Below are 20652 nucleotides of genomic sequence, written 5' to 3'. Positions count from 1 at the left end.
TCGATTCTTCTCACAACACGCGTGGAATTATTTGGATTTTCGTCGATTTCGGTATGAAAACCGTTACTTTACAAAAATACTATACGTCCCATCTACTTGTTTGGCTAGAGACCAGTTTGTTGATAGCATATGTTGAAGTTTAGCGATAACTTCCTCATCACAAGTTAAATGCTGGATTCCCGTTTCTAATAATTGATAATCCTTTCCTTCTTCTAATTGGAAACGAATATACAATAAGCGTTTAATGCCTGGCAAAGTTACATATTTGATACTGTAGTTACCGTGCAGAGCATCTATGAAAATTTGCTCCCCTTCTTGGTAAAGTGCCATTGTTTCGGAAAATTCATAGTTTGGTACTTTTTCCTGCCAAACTGATACATCCCCTGTTTGTAATGTGTGTAAAATCTCCCCATCAGTAAAATCTAATTTTGAAAGCTTGTCTAGCTCATACGCTTGCATTAAATTAATGATTGTCATTTCATTTGCTCCTTTTATATGTATTTATCTTCATTACTCTAAAGGTGATGAGATGAATGCGGATGTGGTGCCTTTTCATTGGTACCCATTTACTACAATGTCGCTAAGGCGATATTGTTTCTTACTAAGTGTAACACGTTTTCTCTACTACTTAAATTCGGAGGGCGATCCATATGATGAAGTTCTATGAATCTGGTATGTTTTTTGATGAGATGTTCGAAGGTAATCAACCGAAGCCTCATTATCGGTCTTTCCACCATAAGCTCCATGCTTTCACTAAGGAACAATTAGATGAAAAATATCAACAAGCACAATCAACATTCCTTAAACAAGGCATTACATTTACCGTATATGGTGCACAAGGTGGAACAGAGCGGACAATGCCCTTTGATTTTATACCTATTATTATTCCATATGAACAGTGGGAAGTAATAGAAGCTGGTATGAAGCAGCGTGTGAAAGCATTAAATTGTTTTTTACATGATGTTTACCATGAACAGTCCATTTTTGAGGATGGGCTTATTCCGAAACAACTCATTGAAAACAATCGGTATTATTATAAAGAAATGCTTGGTGTAAAAGTACCTATTGATAATCATATTTTTTTAGCAGGCATAGACTTGATTCGTGATGAACATGGCGTTTACTACGTGTTAGAAGATAATTTACGCAATCCTTCAGGGATTTCCTATGTTTTTCAAAATCGATCTGTGATGAAGGAAGTGTATCCTGAATTTTTTTCTAAACATACGATCCAGTCACTCGATAAACAAATGGCCTTTATGAAGAAGGCACTTCTTGCTCATCGTCCACCTTCTATGAACCCAGATAGAGAACCTAAAGCTGTCCTCTTAACAGCAGGTATGTATAATTCGGCCTATTACGATCATGTTTTTTTAGCACAGCAGCTCAATATTCAGCTTGTTGAAGGGCGAGATTTAGTTGTCCGAGATAATAAGGTGTATAAGAAGACAATATACGGTCTAGAGCAAATTGATATTATTTATCGTCGAATTGATGATGATTTCTTAGATCCTGTTGTTTTTCGTGAGGATTCTTTACTTGGAGTTCCTCATATTATGACTGCTTATAAGGCTGGAAATATTGCTATTTTAAATGCTGTTGGTAATGGTGTTGCTGATGATAAAGCGATGTATGCCTATGTACCGGATATGATTCGCTATTATTTGAAAGAGGAACCTATTTTACGTAATGTGGAAACTTATCATCTAGCTGATGATAGACAGCGAGGTTGGGTTCTTGAGCATATGAGAGAGCTTGTCATAAAAAACGTTAGTGCATCAGGAGGCTATGATATGCTAATTGGTCCGCATGCGAGTGATGAAGAAATGGCTATTTTTAAAAAAAAAATATTGGAAAACCCAGTTCAATACATTGCACAACCAACAATTAGCCTGTCTAGAGCACCAGCTTTTCAGGATGGGAGATTTTATCCTTGTCATGTCGATTTGCGTGTTTATGTCATGAAGGGTGAGGATACTTATGTGCTTCCTGGAGGTTTATCGCGTGTAGCATTAAAAGAAGGATCTTTAGTCGTGAACTCTTCCCAGGGTGGAGGAGCAAAAGATACATGGATATTAAAGGAGGAATTGCAGTATGCTAAGTCGAGTAGCCGATGCACTATACTGGATGGCACGATATAGTGAACGATCACAAACGAATGCACATATATTACAAGTACAGCTGTTAAATATGTTGGAGCAATCTGGCAAAGAAAATGAATACATCGATCATTGGGAAGCGGTGTTAAATATTTGTGCCTCGAAGGAAGAATACTTGTCCTTTTATGAGTCGATTCGAGTCAATCCACTTATCGAATATCTACTCTTTTCTAATAATAACTGCAACGCCCTCCATGCTACTTTACGTGCAGTTCGAGAAAACGCCCGTATAACTCGAGATAGCATACCCATTGAGCTTTGGGAATTGCAAAATGCCTTTTATTTATCGTTACAGCAAGACATGTTAGAACGTGAAAGACCAATTCCACTAATTGATCTAAACTCTTTTTTACAAAATGTTCGCAAGACTTCTTTGACGGTAACGGGGTTTATCGAAGGCTCGATGGATCGAGATTTACCGTTTTATTTCATGCAAGTTGGGAAATGGTTAGAACGTGTAGAAAAGACGATTCGTATGGCTTTAATTATACTGGAGCAACATAAGGAAATAGCCATCTCTTTAAAAGAAGCGGACGGATCGTTTTTACTTGATTTATCGGAGGCGACGGAGTCTTATTTACGCAAGCATCGCCAAACCAATTTACTTTATGTTATTCAATATTTATTACAGGATAAACATTTCCCACGTTCAGTGATGTTTTGCTTAGAAAAATTAGAAGAAGCTTTTATCTGTTTAGAAAGCGACCCTCTTTCAGCTAGATTTTTAGAGCTTCATACCTCATTAAAGAGTTTATTATTTGCCGTGATGAATGTAGATTTATGGAATATTACCTTAGAGGAAACTATTTTGTTAATGGAGGAAAGATTGTGTCAATGTATTGATTTTGGTAATACATTTTCAACAATTCATCATTTATATGAACCCAGCGTACAACCTTGAAAGGAATCAACAACAGCTCCCTTTCAACAAGCAAGTCAGTAATCCAAAGGAAGCAGACACAATGAAATTTGAAATTCAACATACAAATATTTTTCAATATGAGTCTGAAGTCGATCAAAGCTTAAATACAATCCGCTTAAAACCAAGGGGCGATGAGCGTCAGCGCTTACTATCTTATCGAATTGCCATCACTCCTTCATCTTTAACGCGTGAGCATACAGATATATGGGGCAATACGGTTGGCACATTTTATATACCTGAGCAGCATCAAGAGCTAGAAATTCAAACGACCTCTATTGTCAGCATTCAACGTGCACCATTCATTCATCGCATTCAATATTCACTAGAAATGCAGACAATTTTTCACTCGAAACTGTTTTATGAGCATTATTTGCCCTATTTAAAGTTTACACATTTTACGTTTATGACAGAAAATCAGTTAGAGGAAGTTTATCATGCAATTGGTCATGCTGAAAATCCTGTATTATTTTCATTAAATTTAATGCAATATTTATACTCGACTTTTGAATACGTTCCTGGTGCAACCGATGTTACGACAACTGCAAGCGAAGCCTTTTCCCTTAAGCGAGGTGTTTGCCAGGATTTCACACATGTCATGCTTGCGGTGCTAAGAGCTAAAGGAATTCCAGCACGCTATGTTAGCGGTTATTTATACGTCGATGAAAACTCTGCCTTAATCGGTGATATTGCAACCCACGCTTGGGTAGAAGTCATGATACCAGGAATCGGCTGGATTGGTCTCGATCCAACTAATAATGTAGAAGTGTTAGAAAATCACATTATTTTATGCATCGGCCGTGATTATTCCGATATAAGCCCTGTTGAAGGCGTTTATTCAGGTGGAAAACATGATTTAACAGTTAAAGTGAGCGTCAAAGCATTGAATCATTTGTAAAAAAAAGTCGGTTCCTTATAGGAATCCGACTTTTTTTAATGGAATTTAGCATTGCCCTTTGTTGTTTAACTGTCCATCTTATTTAAATAATTTCTTATATTCATTCCCATAAAACTATTTCCTTTGATTATTACTTACGAATATCAATCCACCAACGATCTTTCGCATTCATGTCTATAGTATCACCATGCCCACTGTAATGGAAAGCATCTAGGAAGATTGAATCCAGTTTATCTTCGTCTACAAAATAACCTAAGTTAACTTTTATCGTTTGTCCGGGTAGGATACTGTCAATAAAGTAAAAGGATTTTCCATTTCCGTGAGGTGCTAGATAATCAACCTCGCCCGTCATAATACTTTTTTCGTCAAATCCATCTTCTTTAGCATAGTTCCATGCATTATTTTTATATTTCAGTACCTGTATGCCCGGATTCATACAAATTTTTTCTATAGCCTGGTTACCAATATTTTTCACTGTTGTTGTCAGGTAAACAAATTTAGGACTAATTAATTGTGACTCTACTAATTCGTTAATAGAATCTTTACCATTTCCAACTTTATATACATCCCGTCTATACGGTAACAATTCCTTATTCTGATCTATAGCTTTATTGTTGGCTAGTACTCCTAGTCCCATTTCATTAAAGTTATCTTGTTTAAAATCTTTGATTGAATCAAAAACTTCAACTTTTTCTATAATAAATTCAAGGTTATCTAATCTGCTTATTTGATCTAAGGTTACTGGAACCTTTTCTCCTACGCTAAATAGTTGTTTACTGTCTTTGCTCAATGGAATAACGGTAAATTTTGTTGGTTTATTCTCTTCACTATAAAGAGCATCATCTAAATCGGCAGTGAATGATGCCATTTCTTTTGATGTTGGCTCAAGTGAAATATTCTCCATGACCTTCATCATTTGTTCTTCACTAACATCGGTTCCAATAGTACAATCCACCATAATCCCTTCTTCTTCAAATAAAAGATAGACCTCTCTGTCAAAGGCTAAACTTTTGTTTCCAGTGTCTTTATTGACAATCACTGCTTTCTTACCATTTATATCTATTTCTTCATAACTTTTTGAGTATAAAGTTTGAAAATTGGAATTTCTGCCCACTCTCCAAAGATAGAATGAAAACCCACCCTTTGCGTAATTATCTTTAAATGAATATTTCATAGGAGCGTTTTCGATTTCTACCATATTTTCCGGCAAATAATTCACTTTCAATTTATACCAATTATTATTCTTTTTTGAGTCATTATTTGACACAGAGACATTTACTTCATAATTTTCTTTTTGGACAATCATATCATAGACCTTTACTGCACCAAAAGCAGTTGTTGGTATGCCAATCATTAAGCATGCAGCGGCGATTAAAATATGATTCTTTTTACGTTTTTGCTGTGGCTGTTTGCTTTTCATCTTAATTTCCTCCATAAACAAATTTTTTTTGTCCATGTAAGTATCTGAAAATTTATGTTGATCATCTAGTTTATCAAAATCGTCTAAAGCAATTTTTTCAGCAAAGTCATACATATTTTTGGAGTTCTTTGAATTCTTCATTTTCTATACCTCCTAGAATATTCTGTAATCGTTTTCTAGCGCGTTCAAATTGCTTACGGACATTGACTTCAGTAAGCTCCATTACCTCTGAAATTTCCTGATAAGTTAAGTTATAGAAGACTTTGTACTTAAAAACCTGCCTGTAAGACTCAGTTAACTCTGTTAGCAATGTATCAATTTGAATCTCAGACATTAAACGTTGCTCCCACTCTTCAATATTTTCATCTATTACTTCTGGCGACTCTCTTTGATATTCTTCTAAAAACACTTTATGTCGTTTATTTTTCCGGTACCTATCAATCGTTTTGTTTTTCGCAATTCTCAATATGTAGCGTTTAAGCTCTGGAGTATCCAAACTGCGGATCTTCTCCAGATTATGATAGAGCGTAATAAATGTCTCTTGAACTATATCTTCAGCCTGCTGAATATTATGTAAAATAGAAAAGGCTGCATAATAAATTTTTTGTTCATACAATTCGTATAGTTCTTCCATCTTTTCATAATCTTTGTTAGTACCTTTCATGTAATTCCTCCTCTCACTCTATATAACGAATGGGCGCTAGACTTTGTGACACTACCTCCAATTATTAGAAAACTTGTTGTCAAAAGGATAACAATAGCTGTTTAAAAGTTTCTGTTACTAATGAGGATACATTTATGAAATTAAAAGTAGGACTGCTTCAAATCAATAGTGTCTACTTCCATCATTATTTTGTTTTGATCTTGGTTAATGTTGCAGTTTACGAACTATCTCTAATAAATAATATTAATATCAACTAATTTACCTCTTAAACCCATTCTTTTTTCTAAAACATAATTAAATTAGTTAAAAAACCAAGCATTCAAAGTGTCTTCACTTTGAATGCTTGGCTACTTATTTCGCTAAAGTTAGTAGCATTTCACGAATTGCTTTACATGCAACTGCTGATCAAATCTTCTTTCACAAATGCACGAACGTGTAATAAATCTGTATTGTAATATTTCGTTTTTAGACCAAATTTGTCTCAAGCATCTACTGGATTGGTCTCGATCCAAATAATAATGTAGAAGTATTAAAAAATCACATTATTTTATGCATTGCCCGTGATTATTCCGCCATAAGCCCTGTTGAAGGTGTTTATGCAGGTAGAGAGCATGATTTAACAGTTAAAATGAGTGTTAAAGCATTGAATCATTTGTAACAATTTACATGAAAACCCCTGTTTTTCTACGCTAAGGAGAAGAATTCAGGGGTTTAATTAAGATCTGTTAATTTAAATTTATATGCTGTCAACTAAAGTTCTCATTAATCCAACAATGATTTAACCATTTAACATTTTTTCAAAATTATTAGATTCAATAAGTCTTTTTATACAATACCCATTTCTTTTCCTATTTCCTTAATTTTATTTATGACTACATTGAGTTGCTCCATTGTATGTGTAGCCATCACTGTAATCCGCAACCGGCTTGACCCTTTTGGCACAGTTGGTGGTCGAATCGCTGGAATAAAAACACCTTCATCCATTAGTTTCTCAGAAAATTGCATAGCTTCATGGGCATCACCAATAAGAAGAGATATAATTGGCGTTTCTCCTCCCTTAACTATAAAACCCGATTCCACCAATTTTTGACGTAAATACTTAGCATTATTCAGCAATTGTTCCCTTCGTTCGGGCTCATGTTGAATAATGGAAATTCCTTCTCGCGCCGCTTCAATCGCACTTGGAGATAAAGCTGTTTGGAAAATAAAAGATCTAGCGCTATTGAGTAAATAGTTCTTTGCAATGGACGACGTCGCCACAAAGCCACCCTCTGCACCAATCGCTTTACTCAACGTGCCCACTGTCAAATCAATTTCATCTTTCAATCCAAAATAATCAGCAGTACCACGGCCATCATTTCCTAAGACACCTGTCGCATGCGCATCATCAATCATTATGTAAGCATTGTATTTCTTTGCTAGTGCAACTATTTCGGGAAGTGGAGCAATATCACCATCCATACTAAAGACGCCATCTGTCACAATAAACTTCTTTCCATCTCCAAGTGATCCCCTTAATTTATGCTCTAAATCTACCATATCCGCATGTTCATAAACAATTGTCTTTGCAGTACTAAGTCGACAACCATCTATTATACTCGCGTGATTCCAAGCATCAGAAAAAATCATATCCCCAGCCTTCATCACACTCGAAATCACACCAATATTCGCTAAATAACCACTGCTGAAAACAATGGCAGCTTCAGTCTTTTTCAAATCCGCAATTTCAGATTCAAGCTGTTCATGAATGACGAAATTTCCGGTTGTTAATCTCGAACCACCTGCTCCTGTACCGTATTTACTAATACCTTCAAATGCTTTCTTTCTTAACCGAAAATCTGTCGCAAGACCTAAATAGTTATTAGATGAAAAAAGCAAGAATTTCTTACCATTCATGATGATCTCGCTCTCATTTCCATTTGAAAACGAACGTAACTTTCTTGTCAATCCTTTCTCTTCTATTAACTGTAGTTCCTGCTGAAACCAATGATCCATTTTTTAATCCCTCCTAATGAGAACCGGTACGCTTTCTAAATAGTCTATAAAAGATTCTAGTTCAACTTCATCTGACACAAAATAAATGCGCCCTCCGCTCTCGCAGCCTTCCCTTTTTAACGGTGTAATTCTGACATAACCAATGGCACGATTACTTACATATCCAGTCACGTAATCTGGATCATCAGACCAACATAATTCTGCAATTGTAAACGGAGAATTTGCCACTTTCGTCGCCAGAGCCAACGCTTCACGGACGCGCTCATTCAGCTCCCCATTAGCGTCTTGCCAATCGATTCGTGATACACGAACACCCTTCTCCCCCCGATCGTCAAGCCGTAAGCCGCTTTTACTATTTAGAATGATCGCCCCACGGAGGTTTTGATGACTATCAAGTTGGTGAAAAGCAACATTCAATGCATGTTCCGAAACACCTAAGGAGGTTAGTATCTTTCTTGCTTCACTATGGGCTTTTTCAATTGAATCGGCCTCAACTGTCGTAATTTCTAAGGGTGGCAAATACTGTATCCGATCATGCGCAATTTTTTCAACGGTAATTTGTATAAAGTCAGCATCTCCACGCGAATGATTACTTGCTTTGTTCAATAACTGCTTTACAATTGGCTCTATCTGAGATTTACTACCTATCCGTTCACCACCAGATATATGCTTTTCCCCTAGTTTAGGGCTTCTTTCTGCCGCACGCATTCGAATGCTATAACACGTTTTTAACATGATTATTACCTGCTACTTTCCTATTTATTGTCTGTAACATTTTCGTAATGGGATAAACACTAACAGCTGTGATTACCATGCCTGGAATAGCCAAAACTAATAACGGTAACAATGGAGTTCCTAACGTAAAAGCCAAACCAAATCTAGCAATCGTTGTTCCGATTGGGCCTACCAAAACAAGTACCGGAATTGAAGTCCCAAATAAAACAATAAGTAGGCCTACAGTCAATCGAAAAATGAATGAGATCTCCACATTTAAGATCGAGTGTATACCTAGTAAAAATAAGATTATACTTGCAATGATCCCCGCTAGAAAATATCGCTTAAATCCAAATACAGCTGCAATCGCAACTGCAATAGGTGCTGATAATTGAAAGTCAGACCCAGGAAAACCTGTTGGCATTTTAAACATGCCTGTAACGATAATAAGACAAGCTAGCAATGAAATCTGGGCAAAATCATATGTAGAAAACTTTCGGATCATTTTATTCCTCCATCTTACTTTTTAAATACTTGATGTCATTGCCTCCTATTCTCTCTATTTGAGTTAACCTATATTAATAATAAGTTAACACAAATGTAGATAGGAAAGTAGCTAAAATGGTAGGAATTTTTATTATTTGTGAAAATTCGGTTTTGTTATTTATCACTAAGAGGATTTATTTTAAATTACTGCAACATTCGATTGATTTAATTGTTGTAGTAAATAGGGTCATATCTGTGGTAAAAAAGGATAGATAGAGCGCGAATTTATTTAAGCTCTTCTATCCTTTTAATTTCTAAAAGTGTGACATTAAATAAGAATTCACTATTTAAAATAGTTTCGGCTTATAATTTGACTTTTAATAAAACAAATTAGCCTATACTTTCACACCACGTATCTGATGGAAGCCTAATGAATAATGATAACACCATACAATTTCTTGTAATGACACACTATCTATACACCTCTTTTATTCCCCCAAACAAGGGCATGCAACTGTGGTAGTACTTTGACATCTCTGAATTCCTCATCATTAATAACTTTATCAATCAGTGCATGATATTTATCCAATAAATGAATAATTAATCGTGAATTGTCAGTCGTCGTGAGATCATCATTACCGACTTGGAGATAAAAAGGAATCATTGGATATCGATGGTGAATTTGTTTAGCATAATCGTAATCCTCTTGATTAAATACGACTATTTTGAGAGATATATGGTGATTACTATTTCGATTTTTAAGCTTTTCGAAGATATCAGAGAGCACCGAATAGTCTGTGGTCATTCCAGAACTAGGTGGCTTTGGTGAGATTGTCAGTTCATCAATCTCATACATCCATTTTTGCCACCTACTTCCCTGTGTTTCCACCCCGACCTTTATGTCATTTTCTTTTAAAATCGCAATAAGTTCTTCCAAATTTTGATGGAGTGCAGGATTGCCGCCTGAAATCGTGACAAATGAAAAACCACTGCCTCCAAGGCGTTTCAACTCAGACCAAATCTCTTCTGCTGTCATTTGGACAATAAGATGCTTTCCGCTACCATCCCACGTAAATGATGAATCACACCAAGAACAGGAATAATCACAGCCTGCAGTTCTCACAAACATAGTCTTCTGGCCAACGACCATTCCCTCGCCTTGAATCGTCGGTCCAAAAATCTCGATAACAGGTACCTTACTCAACTTCCATCCACTCCCGTCTAGCTTCGGCATAGCTTGTCGGAGTTTCATATAGTCTGATAAACTCTACACGCGTACTGTTATACCTTTGTTCATCAAGCAAGGCCTCAGTCAACTTTTCATAAATCCAAACAACAATGTTCTCTGCCGTCGTATTCATGGGTGGAAGCGTTTCATTTAAATAACGGTGATCCAAATGAATTTCTATTTTTTGTTTCCATATTGCTTTTATATCGCCAAAATCAATCACCAAACCGCGTTCATCTGTGTATCCACTCAGTCCTAATACTACGCGATACGTATGACCGTGCAGGTTTTTACATTTCCCCTCATAATTGTGTAAATGATGAGCCGCATCGAAAGTAAATTCTTTGCTTATGAGTACACGCTTTGCATGATAGTTCAATTGATTTCTTTGAATATCTTCATCTATTTTTTGGAGTTTATCGACGATTATATATTCTGACATGCCTTAAGACTCCTTCCTGAAGCTCAAATACTCATCAAGCCCTTTATTTCGCAGTTTACATGCCGGGCATTCACCACAGCAGCCATCTGCTATTACACCATTATAGCAAGTCAGCGTTCTTTCCCGAATAAATTCAAGTGCCCCAAACTGATCGGCAAGCTCCCATGTCTGTGCCTTATTCAGCCACATCAACGGTGTATCAATCACAAAGGAATCATCCATCGATAAATTTAACGTTACATTCAAGGATTTAATAAAAACGTCTCGGCAATCCGGATATCCACTAAAATCCGTTTCACAAACGCCAGTTACAATATGCTTAGCTCCTACTTGGCTCGCCAAAACGCCCGCAAATGAAAGAAAAAGAAGATTTCGGCCAGGTACAAAGGTCGATGGAAGCTCACCATTTTCTCCGTCTTCTACCTTTATGTCTTGTCGCGTCAATGCATTCGGAGCAAGCTGATTCAGGAGTGACATATCAAGAATGTGATGCTTGACACCGAGCTCCCCTGCTATCTCCTTCGCACATTCAATTTCAAGACGATGCCTTTGACCATAATCAAAAGTAACAGCCTCAACTTCTTCAAAACGTTCTTTTGCCCAGAACAAACAGGTTGTACTGTCCTGACCTCCACTAAATACAACAATTGCTTTTTCCTGCTTCATCTAGAAAAACTCCCTTATATCGAATAACAGCACTCTAAAAAAGAGCTGCTTTCTTCTTATTTTTTTAACGAATATTGTGTGCCTTAGTATCAAAAAGTTCAATTCAATCACGGCTTCGGTAAAACATAAAAAAACCTCCTTGTAAAATGTTTCCCAACACTTTTCAAGAGAGGCATTACCAATCATTCTATTAAAACATAAGTAAAAACATAAAAAAAAGCCACGTCCGATATGGACATGGCATATTGTCATGTTTCCATAGTTTTTTATAGAGGGTATTTGCTATGAACCTCTCCCGATCTAGTCCGGGCATTCTTTTCAATATAATACAAAAAATAGTATGAAACGTCAATTGTATTTTTCTTCTCTGGAAAAAACACTGTTATATAGTACACTAAACACTTTGCTGAGATTTAATTCATTCACAATATAGTCATATTACCTCAATAAATCATAATTCCATTGTCTAGAACAGATTTATTTTGCACCTGATTTCCTAAAATATATAGCTTTTTTAAATTGGGCAAATTCACTAAAGGCTCTACATTCGAAATAGCGTTATTTTCCAAATGAAGCTCCTCAATTTGTTGCCACTTTTCCATAAAACTCAATGATTGTAGTGAACTATCTTGTATAGTGAATGAATGCAAAGCTGTAAGGCCAACAAAGTAAGGCATTACCTGATCAACTTCATGTACCCAATCACCATTATCTATTCGGAAGGATACATTATTCAAAGTTAAATGTTCCAGTTTGTTGTTGTTAAACGAATGTTGACTATTAAATTGGAACTTACACTCATTACAATTTAACGTTTTTACATGCTGTAAATTGAATAACTCACTCGTCTCTTCATAAAAAGTGGTCTCTTTTAAATTTATTGTTTGCAGATTAGGTAGACGATTTAAAGAACGGATCCCTATAAAATCGCCAGACTCCATTGCTGTAAGTTGTTCTAGCTGTGGGTATTTCAATAATTCAGCTCCATTCAAATACGACTGTCCCCCACTTATATCAACAGTTAAATCTTTTAAAGCAGGTGCCTCTAACTTAGGTAGGAAAGTACTTGTTAATTCTGCTTTTTTTAAATTTGGTGCTACAATCGGTGCTATTTGGCCACTATAACCAGTTATCGATAAATCGGTCAGTGAAGTCAGGCTGTTCATAATATCAAGCAATTCTAATTTATAAAGAGAAGCTAAGCGAAGCTTTGTCAATGATGACTTATTTCTAAGACGTTCTACATTCGTAATATCCATATTTTCAAGATCAAGTGTTTGCAAACTAGGCATGTTTTGTATAAAATCAAGCGTTTTTAAGTTTTTTACTGCTGTAAGTTTCAAATTTTGTAATTGATTCAGTGAATAGAACGAGCTAAAATCTGTTGCTTCACTATAATCTATTGCTAACGACTCTAAATCAGTTAATAACGACAACCACTTCAAATCGTTGGCAAATTTTATAGACAATGATTTTAACGGCAGTTTATTCAGCAGTGGGAAATCTGTAATCTCCTCGGTATGATACGAAATTTCAAGTGATTGAAGATTAGAAAATTGTAATAGTAAAGCAAGTTCATCATTACTTCGAATTTGAATAGAGAGCTCTACAACATTAGACTTATCACTAAAATAGTCAGCAATTTTACTAAATGATTCATTAAAGCGACCTGTATAGCTTTTTAAACCTTCCAGATGTCGGAAGCTTACATTTTCACTTTGTGATATTTCATAATCGCCCATCAAGTTCAATGCCGTCAGACCAGTAAAGGCTTCAAAATCTTTTTGTTCGATTTTTTGTGTATTTAATAACTTATCCATAATGATATAGGTAGAAATTTTGGCTTGCTTATTTGTAAACGGATCGTCAAGACTGTAATCAAAATGCCATTGATCTTCAGAATAGTATGCCGTCAAAGAACGGATACTTGCGATTTCTTCTTTAGACGGCATTGCTTCACCTTTATCAAAAATATCTTTTAAAAAGAATAAAAGAACTTCGCTTTCTGGCATTTTCCGAATAGATATTTCCTTATGGTTACCAAATTCTGTTTGATTGCCACTCAAAAGAAAATAACCAAGAAATGCACAAAGGAAGACAATCGGTATTATTAAAAGCGCTTTTAAATTCGTTTTTGGACGTGTATCTTTATGCGCAGAAGTTGTACCATAATAATTATTAATCGTCTGATCAACATAATAAACTTTATTTTCTTTCAACATTATTTCAGTTTCACAAAAAGGACATTTGAATGATTGTCCCTCTCTATATTCAATTTTTCCATTACAATTCGGACAATTTAATTTAATGAATTCCACTGGCAATCCCCTCTCCAGCTCTACTTTTAATTAAGCTTAGTTGTCCGAAAAATAATTGTCAATATTTCTATTAAACACTAATTATCTTCCACCTTAAGACCTACAAAAAAAGTCGCCTTATGGGCGACTTTTTTTGTTTATTCACTTTTTTATACAATAAGTTTAAACTTCTGGTTTACTATGACTTGTGATACGGCACTGGAAATATAAATCTAACAAAGCCTCAACTTCCTTCGCAACAAGCTCCAGAAAGTCTCTATAATCCTCTAACGTAAGAGTTAGCTTCTACGTTTAAAGGTTTACTCATCGCGATCAAGTGCTTCTTTCACAAATGTAGGAAGGGCGAATGCACCAACGTGTAAATCTGTGTTGTAATATTTCGTTTTTAGAGTAAATTTGTCCCAAGCATCTACTTGAATATCTTTAATTGGATGTAATGCTTTTGAAGCAAATCCGAATAGCCAGTGTCCTGATGGATACGTTGGCATATGGAATTGATATACGCTTGCGATTGGGAAAATACCTTTAATTTTTTTATGTGCTTTACGCATGTTTTCTGCATACTCCGTGAAATATGGTGATTCGTGTTGGTTAATTAAAATTCCTTTTTCATTTAATACACGGTAGCATTCTTTATAAAAAGCTGTTGTAAATAAACCTTCACCGACAGAAATTGGATCAGTAGAATCTACTAATATTAAATCGAATGATTGATCAGCTGCGTTTTGAACGTAAGCTAAGCCATCATCGAAAATCAATTCCATACGAGGATCTTCTTCGACACCTGCAGCTGTAATTGGAAGGTATTGTTGGCTTAAACGGAATACTAACTCATCGATTTCAACCATAACTACTTTTTCTACTGATTCGTAACGTAGTACTTCACGAGCAGTACCACCATCACCACCACCAATAATTAATACCTTTTTTATATCTGGGTTAGTAGCGAATGCTGGGTGCGTAATCATATCGTGATAAACGAACTCATCTTTTTCATTAACCATCATCAAACCGTCTAACGTGAAGAAAGTACCAAACTCTTCACTTTTATAAAAATCGATTTTTTGGAACGGAGATTGTTCACTATGAATCTCTTCGTTGTATCCGATTGAAAATTTACAGTTATCGCTCCATTGTTCTGTATACCATTTCATTAAATCACGTCCTCTAATACTTCTTGTTTCACTAGAATTGTATCAATTTCTTGTTCTGCAAATTGGCGAATTTTATCTGCCATTCCACGTGGTACTTCAAATGATTCTGTCTTTTTCGCTTGCAGTTTTTGTTCTAAATATTCTGCTGCCTTCCAAGGACTTACAGAGTCACCACAAGTGTAAACATCTACAGAAGCAAATCCGTATTCTGGCCAAGTATGAATCGTTAAATGTGATTCAGCAATAATTACTGCACCCGAAACCCCATATGGGTTGAAATGATGGAAGCAAGATTCTACAATTGTTGCCCCAGAATAGTCAGCAGCTTCATTCATAAATTGCTCGATTAATGCATTTTGCTCAATAATTTCACTTGGGCAACCATAAAATTCAATTAATACGTGTCTTCCTAATGTTGATAATTCAATGCTCATTTATTTGTCTCCCTACGACTGTAATATAATTTTCTTCTTTCGTTTCGAACAGAACATTCCCAAAATTAAGATAATAGAAGTTATATAATTCTACTACTTCCTCTGAAATAACTTCACCAGGGATAATTAGTGGTATTCCCGGTGGATAAATCATTAATGAATCTGCACTAATTCGACCTACCGCATCATAAATTAACATTGTTTCTGTTTCAGCATTACACGCCTGTTGCGGTGTCATTGCTAATTTATTAATTTGATTCGCTGTCACATAAGCTGACTGAATCGCATCTTTTTTTGCGTGAATACGTTCAATATCTTTTAACGCATGTACTAATTTACCGATTGTTTCATTTGTATCAACATGACTAATGACTGCCATTATGACATATCCTTCAGCAAGTTCTACTTGAACGCCATATTGTTGTTTCAATATTGTGTAAACTTCGAAACCAGTTAAACCGAGATCGTTCACACGAATAACAAGTTTCGTCCAATCATAGGATTGATTGAAATTTTGTTGTACATATTCAGCTTTTAGCACTTCATAGCGTGAATTATTTTCAATTTCCTCAATTGCCGCATCAACAATTGACTTTAATTGGCTATAACGTTGTTGTCCATACACCGCTAATTCTCTTCGTGCTACATCTAAAGAACTCATTAATAAATAATTTGCACTCGTCGTTTGCAGCATATTTAATACTTTTTGCAAATGCTTCGAATCGATTCGTTTTTCTTGTAGTAATAGAAGCGAACTTTGTGTTAATGAACCCCCGGTTTTATGCATACTGACTGTTACTGCATCGGCACCAGCACTAATGGCATCGTTTGCATCAGGTAAAAATGTTAAATGCGCTCCGTGTGCACTATCAACAATAACGGTTACATTTTGTTCATGTGCAAGCTTACAAATTTCTTGCAGTTGATTCATCGACCCAAAATATGTTGGATACGTTACAAGTAAAGCTTTCGCTTGTGGATTTTCTGCAAGTGCCACTTTTACATTTTCAACTGAAATTCCGTGTGCAATACCAAAATATTGATCAACTTCAGGTTGAATAAATACTGGTTTTGCTCCACTTAATATAATGCCGTTCATAACTGATTTGTGGCAGTTACGAGGTACAATCAATGTATCCCCCTGTTTACATGTCGCTAAAATCATCGCCAAAATTCCTACAGTAGTGCCATTTACTAAAAAGTAAGCGTAGTCTACATTAAATGCTTGTGCAGCTAATTGTTGAGCTTCTTTAATAACCGATTCCGGATGACTTAATAAATCAAGTTCCTTCATCGAGTTTACGTCCATTCTTAATGTCATTTCTCCAAGCGTCCATTTTAATGGGTTTTCATGTAGCCCCATTTTATGACCAGGTACATCAAACGGCGTAACATCTTGTTTAGTATAATTGACTAAAGCTTCAAATAATGGCATGCGGTCCTGAGTGGCTAAAAATTCCGCTGTAGCCACTCGATTTTGCACGCATTGCATTATTGGCCCATAGCAACTGTTAAGAGTTGCTCTAATTCCGAAACTTTGTCTGTTTTTTCCCAAGTTACGTTGACATCACTACGTCCAAAGTGACCATAAGCTGCAACTTGTTGATATTGTGGTTTACGTAGATTTAGCATGTTAATAATGCCAGTTGGCGTTAAGTCGAATAATTGACGAATCGCTGTTAGAATTTCTTCTTTTGCTACTTTTTCTGTACCAAATGTTTCTAAAGCGATACTAATTGGTTCACTTACCCCAATTGCATATGATAATTGGATTTCACATTTATCTGCCAAGCCTGCTGCAACAATATTTTTTGCAACGTATCGCGCTGTGTAAGCCGCTGAACGGTCAACTTTTGTACAGTCTTTACCAGAGAATGCGCCACCACCATGACGAGCTGCGCCGCCATAAGTATCAACAATAATCTTACGTCCTGTTAAACCTGCATCTCCGTGTGGTCCGCCTACTACGAAGCGACCAGTTGGATTAATTAAAATTCGGAAGTCCTCATTCATACCAAATTGCTTCGCAACAGCTTTAATTACATTTTCTGTAACGTAATCAATGAATGCTACTCGGTCAAAATCATCATCATGTTGGATTGACATTAAAACAGTATCAATTTTAGGTTGCATACTGTCCGAATAATCAATGGTAACTTGTGATTTCATATCTGGTCGAGCACATTTGAATTGACCATTTTTACGTAACCCAGTTGCACGTTTGACAAGCATATGTGCCATTTCAATTGCTAAAGGCATATAGTTTTCAGTTTCATTCGTTGCAAAACCGAACATAATACCTTGGTCACCAGCACCAACTTCTTTTGTATCGCTTGAAGAATCAACACCCATTGCGATATCAGGAGATTGCGTATGTACTAAAACTTGTACATTGCAGTTATGACCATCAATGCCGAACTTATCATCTGTGTAACCAATGCCGATTAGGGTATTACGGGCAATTTTTTCGATATCTAGTTCTGCTTTTGTAGTGATCTCTCCACCAACAATTACTGTGTTTGTAGTTGTGAATACTTCACATGCCACACGTGATAGCGGATCTTGCGATAATGCTGCGTCTAATACTGCATCTGAGATTTGGTCTGCAATTTTATCTGGATGTCCTTCCGATACAGACTCCGATGTGAATAATACTTTTTCTGACAATTTTAACTGCTCCTAACAATTATAGATTTTTAGGGCATAAAAAAAAGCTCACCCAATTTTAAGGAAAGCTTCGAATACTATCAGCTGCTGTTCCTCTTATTGTTCACAAAAGTTTAATTTTGTGCTCAGGTTCGGCCCACTGGATTCAGTTCATGATGAACTAAATTGTTTGGCCACCGTATCTTCGACCCCTCGTCTCAACGGTTATTAATAAGAGCTATATTATTATGCTGAGACTCATATTAAGTCATAAACATTTGAGTGTCAATTTATTTTTTTATAATTAATCGCTATGAAAATTATTTCATTTACCTTTTGAACTAAAAAATACTAAGTGTAACGTTTTGCAACACATTAATAATTATTATAAAAAATGAATAATGATGCACTCTAAGGTTTTTTATATTAATAATAGAATGAACTCCTATTAAATTTGCTAATAGATGTGTCAAAATAACATATTGTAAACATAAAAAATTTTATTTCATCGAGGAATATATAGGAATTTTTCAGGTCTTTTATTGATAAAAATCATTCGAATTTCCATAATTCAGAATATTATTTTTGGTCAGTTATAAGAAGACCCTGACGATTCTTTCTTTCAAACATGGTGTGTTGATTGACTAAATTTTAACCATATTTATTAAACTACTAGGTGCTTTCCACTAAAGGATACTTCTTCTCTTTAAAACCACTATGACCACCAAAGCTATGGATTGAAAATTCATTTGTCTTAGCGAAGGCTGATTTAATGCTCTTTCCCTCCTGCTATTAATTATTTGATGCAAATAATTATCTACTAAGTATTTTAGTTGCTTGTTTGATAATCCTTTTTATAAAATTTTCACTTACTATTGACAGAAAATTCAGTCTAGATATATAATTTTTGGTATTACCACTGTATTTAATTTGTATTACCACAAAGCAAAGGGGACGAGGATTTGAAAGAAAAGGAACGCTCCTCAGATAAAATTGAAACTGAATTAATTAGATCTATATTGGCTGGTGTTTATTTTGTAGGAAGTACTTTACCGCCGGAAAGAGAGCTTGCCAAAAAATTTGGTGTTGGTCGACCAACTATTCGAGAGGCTCTTCAACGTTTAGGAAGGGGTGGATGGATAACAGGGAGAAAAGGAATGCCTGCGGTTGTTAATGATTATTGGCGCAATGGGAATCTAACGACACTTGTTAATATTATTGAGAATCATCATACCATAACAGATGAATTTATCATGTACTTATTAGAATTAAGAAGTTCTTTGGCTCCGACTTATATTCATAATGCTGTCAAGTTTAATCAGCCTAAAGTAGTTGCTCTCCTTGCCAATCTAGAGCAGCTTGAAGATAGTGCTGAAAGCTATGCAGCATTTGATTGGGATTTGCAAAAGAGGTGTGCTGGCCTTGCCGTCAATCCAATCTTTCTACTCATTTTAAATAGCTTCGATTCCATTTATATGGGTATGGCAAAAAGATATTTTTCTGTAAAAGAACATCGTGTGTTGTCCTTCAACTATTACCGCGACTTATTAAACGCTGCATTAAAGGGAGATCCAATGGAAGCGGAAAGGCTGTCTACGACAACCATGGCGAAAAGCTTAGCACTCTGGAAAGATAGATAAAAATAAAGAATACTGGAGGCGTGATAAATGAAATTGAAATATTTTAAAGAATATTTTTCCTACCCTGATATATTAATCATGACCTGTCTATTCCTTATTAGTTTTGGATTTATGCTTCTACATTTAACCTCTATCGGAATGTTGGGTACTTTTATTCTGGGAATGATTATGTATTCCTTAGCTGAGTATGTTACACACAGGTTTCTTTTTCATCTGAAACCACCAAAAAGTGCATTTTTGTTAAAAATGCTTAAACGCTTACATTACGACCACCATTCAAATCCGAATGAATTACATTTATTATTTTTACCTTTATGGTATAGTGTGCCAAACATTGTAATTGCAGCAGCCATTTTTTATATTTTTTCATCTAGCTTTGTAATGACAAACGCATTTATAGCAGGCATCATGCTCTTTTTATTATTTTATGAGTGGAAGCATTATATCGCTCACCGCCCCCTTCGACCAATATCTCCATGGGGACGTTGGATGAAAAAAGTTCATTTATGGCATCATTTCAAAAATGAAAATTACTGGTATGGTGTTACGAACCCAGCCTATGATTTTCTCATGGGTACCTTTAAAAAACAAAAGAATGTTGAACAAAGTAAAACTGCTAAAAATTTAGAGAAACGCGGCGACAACTAGAAAATAGAAATTATAAAAAATATGTCTTGTAGGAGGCGCTGTAGGAGCGATTGAGGAAGTATAACAAAAGGACTTGTGTGTTATTTTACTCACAAGTCCTTAGATTGTATGATACATATTGATTTGATTGTTGCAAAGTCGAGAATAGTCCTCTACTTCAATTTCTCCGTATCTTCCTCGGTCGCCTTTAATAAACTAACCATATTCAGCGTTCTTATTAA

Annotated in this window: 19 protein-coding genes and 1 riboswitch; of the genes, 5 read left to right on the top strand and 14 right to left on the bottom strand. The window is 35.6% G+C overall.

The features are described from left to right. Nucleotides 1-63 precede the first annotated feature (63 nt). Complete coding sequence (locus tag C7Y47_RS06960) at nucleotides 64-477, bottom strand: hypothetical protein (protein ID WP_142508106.1); 414 nt, start codon at nucleotides 475-477, stop codon at nucleotides 64-66. Between the two features lie 173 nt (nucleotides 478-650). Between C7Y47_RS06960 and C7Y47_RS06955 the strand changes: the two genes are divergently transcribed. From C7Y47_RS06955 to C7Y47_RS06945, 3 genes are all read left to right on the top strand, one after another. Further along, a complete protein-coding gene (locus tag C7Y47_RS06955; protein ID WP_142508105.1) occupies nucleotides 651-2141 on the top strand; it encodes a circularly permuted type 2 ATP-grasp protein in 1491 nt (496 codons plus the stop codon). Then, entirely contained in the window at nucleotides 2095-3060 is a 966-nt protein-coding gene (locus C7Y47_RS06950; RefSeq protein ID WP_142508104.1) for an alpha-E domain-containing protein, read from the top strand. The genes C7Y47_RS06955 and C7Y47_RS06950 overlap by 47 nt, the downstream gene beginning before the upstream one ends. A gap of 61 nt (nucleotides 3061-3121) precedes the next feature. After that, complete coding sequence (locus C7Y47_RS06945; RefSeq protein ID WP_142508103.1) at nucleotides 3122-3976, top strand: transglutaminase family protein; 855 nt, start codon at nucleotides 3122-3124, stop codon at nucleotides 3974-3976. 130 nt (nucleotides 3977-4106) lie between these two features. Here the strand turns inward: C7Y47_RS06945 and C7Y47_RS06940 are convergent, their stop codons facing one another. From C7Y47_RS06940 to metK, 13 genes are all read right to left on the bottom strand, one after another. After that, on the bottom strand, nucleotides 4107-5537 hold the full coding sequence (locus tag C7Y47_RS06940; protein WP_142508102.1) for a DUF4367 domain-containing protein: 1431 nt from the start codon (nucleotides 5535-5537) through the stop codon (nucleotides 4107-4109). Continuing rightward, on the bottom strand, nucleotides 5503-6060 hold the full coding sequence (locus C7Y47_RS06935; protein ID WP_142508101.1) for an RNA polymerase sigma factor: 558 nt from the start codon (nucleotides 6058-6060) through the stop codon (nucleotides 5503-5505). Before C7Y47_RS06935 ends, C7Y47_RS06940 begins: the two co-directional genes overlap by 35 nt. An 825-nt stretch (nucleotides 6061-6885) precedes the next feature. Continuing rightward, on the bottom strand, nucleotides 6886-8055 hold the full coding sequence (gene bioF, locus C7Y47_RS06925) for an 8-amino-7-oxononanoate synthase (RefSeq protein ID WP_142508100.1): 1170 nt from the start codon (nucleotides 8053-8055) through the stop codon (nucleotides 6886-6888). A 3-nt stretch (nucleotides 8056-8058) separates the two neighbouring features. Further along, a complete protein-coding gene (gene bioW / locus C7Y47_RS06920; RefSeq protein ID WP_142508099.1) occupies nucleotides 8059-8790 on the bottom strand; it encodes a 6-carboxyhexanoate--CoA ligase in 732 nt (243 codons plus the stop codon). Beyond that, a complete protein-coding gene (locus C7Y47_RS06915) occupies nucleotides 8771-9274 on the bottom strand; it encodes a hypothetical protein (protein ID WP_255505052.1) in 504 nt (167 codons plus the stop codon). The genes bioW and C7Y47_RS06915 overlap by 20 nt, the downstream gene beginning before the upstream one ends. Nucleotides 9275-9730: 456 nt before the next feature. Then, complete coding sequence (gene queE, locus C7Y47_RS06910; RefSeq protein WP_142508098.1) at nucleotides 9731-10459, bottom strand: 7-carboxy-7-deazaguanine synthase QueE; 729 nt, start codon at nucleotides 10457-10459, stop codon at nucleotides 9731-9733. Continuing rightward, nucleotides 10452-10925 (bottom strand): 6-carboxytetrahydropterin synthase QueD, encoded by a 474-nt coding sequence (gene queD / locus C7Y47_RS06905; protein WP_142508097.1) that lies wholly within the window; start codon nucleotides 10923-10925, stop codon nucleotides 10452-10454. The genes queE and queD overlap by 8 nt, the downstream gene beginning before the upstream one ends. Before the next feature lie 3 nt (nucleotides 10926-10928). Then, a complete protein-coding gene (gene queC / locus C7Y47_RS06900; RefSeq protein ID WP_142508096.1) occupies nucleotides 10929-11591 on the bottom strand; it encodes a 7-cyano-7-deazaguanine synthase QueC in 663 nt (220 codons plus the stop codon). 252 nt (nucleotides 11592-11843) lie between these two features. Then, nucleotides 11844-11890, bottom strand: a riboswitch (PreQ1 riboswitch). 144 nt (nucleotides 11891-12034) lie between these two features. Then, nucleotides 12035-13909, bottom strand: coding sequence for a leucine-rich repeat domain-containing protein (locus C7Y47_RS06895; RefSeq protein ID WP_142508095.1), 1875 nt, complete (start codon nucleotides 13907-13909; stop codon nucleotides 12035-12037). A 299-nt stretch (nucleotides 13910-14208) separates the two neighbouring features. Next, complete coding sequence (gene speE / locus C7Y47_RS06890) at nucleotides 14209-15063, bottom strand: polyamine aminopropyltransferase (protein ID WP_142508094.1); 855 nt, start codon at nucleotides 15061-15063, stop codon at nucleotides 14209-14211. Continuing rightward, the gene (speD, locus tag C7Y47_RS06885; protein WP_082172725.1) at nucleotides 15063-15497 is read right to left on the bottom strand and encodes an adenosylmethionine decarboxylase; all 435 of its coding nucleotides are present in this window, start codon (nucleotides 15495-15497) and stop codon (nucleotides 15063-15065) included. The genes speE and speD overlap by 1 nt, the downstream gene beginning before the upstream one ends. Next, nucleotides 15487-16989 carry an aminotransferase class I/II-fold pyridoxal phosphate-dependent enzyme gene (locus tag C7Y47_RS06880; RefSeq protein ID WP_142508093.1) on the bottom strand — a complete coding sequence of 501 codons (1503 nt, stop codon included), beginning with the start codon at nucleotides 16987-16989 and terminating at the stop codon, nucleotides 15487-15489. Before C7Y47_RS06880 ends, speD begins: the two co-directional genes overlap by 11 nt. Then, nucleotides 16989-18164, bottom strand: coding sequence for a methionine adenosyltransferase (metK, locus tag C7Y47_RS06875; protein WP_142508092.1), 1176 nt, complete (start codon nucleotides 18162-18164; stop codon nucleotides 16989-16991). Before metK ends, C7Y47_RS06880 begins: the two co-directional genes overlap by 1 nt. 941 nt (nucleotides 18165-19105) lie before the next feature. Here metK and C7Y47_RS06870 point away from each other — a divergent pair. Beyond that, the gene (locus C7Y47_RS06870) at nucleotides 19106-19783 is read left to right on the top strand and encodes a GntR family transcriptional regulator (protein ID WP_142508091.1); all 678 of its coding nucleotides are present in this window, start codon (nucleotides 19106-19108) and stop codon (nucleotides 19781-19783) included. A 27-nt stretch (nucleotides 19784-19810) separates the two neighbouring features. Then, entirely contained in the window at nucleotides 19811-20431 is a 621-nt protein-coding gene (locus tag C7Y47_RS06865) for a sterol desaturase family protein (RefSeq protein WP_142508090.1), read from the top strand. Nucleotides 20432-20652: the final 221 nt, after the last annotated feature.

Source organism: Lysinibacillus sphaericus (assembly GCF_006864135.1).
Lineage (GTDB): Bacteria > Bacillota > Bacilli > Bacillales_A > Planococcaceae > Lysinibacillus.
This window is presented reverse-complemented; position numbering and strand designations above follow the sequence as displayed.

What these genes read in the sequence shown, in the direction of transcription:
- C7Y47_RS06960 (WP_142508106.1), bottom strand. Translation starts at nt 477, where the DNA reads ATGACAATCATTAATTTAATGCAAGCGTATGAGCTAGACAAGCTTTCA.
- C7Y47_RS06955 (WP_142508105.1), top strand. Translation starts at nt 651, where the DNA reads ATGATGAAGTTCTATGAATCTGGTATGTTTTTTGATGAGATGTTCGAA.
- C7Y47_RS06950 (WP_142508104.1), top strand. Translation starts at nt 2,095, where the DNA reads ATGCTAAGTCGAGTAGCCGATGCACTATACTGGATGGCACGATATAGT.
- C7Y47_RS06945 (WP_142508103.1), top strand. Translation starts at nt 3,122, where the DNA reads ATGAAATTTGAAATTCAACATACAAATATTTTTCAATATGAGTCTGAA.
- C7Y47_RS06940 (WP_142508102.1), bottom strand. Translation starts at nt 5,537, where the DNA reads ATGAAGAATTCAAAGAACTCCAAAAATATGTATGACTTTGCTGAAAAA.
- C7Y47_RS06935 (WP_142508101.1), bottom strand. Translation starts at nt 6,060, where the DNA reads ATGAAAGGTACTAACAAAGATTATGAAAAGATGGAAGAACTATACGAA.
- bioF (WP_142508100.1), bottom strand. Translation starts at nt 8,055, where the DNA reads ATGGATCATTGGTTTCAGCAGGAACTACAGTTAATAGAAGAGAAAGGA.
- bioW (WP_142508099.1), bottom strand. Translation starts at nt 8,790, where the DNA reads ATGTTAAAAACGTGTTATAGCATTCGAATGCGTGCGGCAGAAAGAAGC.
- C7Y47_RS06915 (WP_255505052.1), bottom strand. Translation starts at nt 9,274, where the DNA reads ATGATCCGAAAGTTTTCTACATATGATTTTGCCCAGATTTCATTGCTA.
- queD (WP_142508097.1), bottom strand. Translation starts at nt 10,925, where the DNA reads ATGTCAGAATATATAATCGTCGATAAACTCCAAAAAATAGATGAAGAT.
- queC (WP_142508096.1), bottom strand. Translation starts at nt 11,591, where the DNA reads ATGAAGCAGGAAAAAGCAATTGTTGTATTTAGTGGAGGTCAGGACAGT.
- speE (WP_142508094.1), bottom strand. Translation starts at nt 15,063, where the DNA reads ATGAAATGGTATACAGAACAATGGAGCGATAACTGTAAATTTTCAATC.
- speD (WP_082172725.1), bottom strand. Translation starts at nt 15,497, where the DNA reads ATGAGCATTGAATTATCAACATTAGGAAGACACGTATTAATTGAATTT.
- C7Y47_RS06880 (WP_142508093.1), bottom strand. Translation starts at nt 16,989, where the DNA reads ATGCAATGCGTGCAAAATCGAGTGGCTACAGCGGAATTTTTAGCCACT.
- C7Y47_RS06865 (WP_142508090.1), top strand. Translation starts at nt 19,811, where the DNA reads ATGAAATTGAAATATTTTAAAGAATATTTTTCCTACCCTGATATATTA.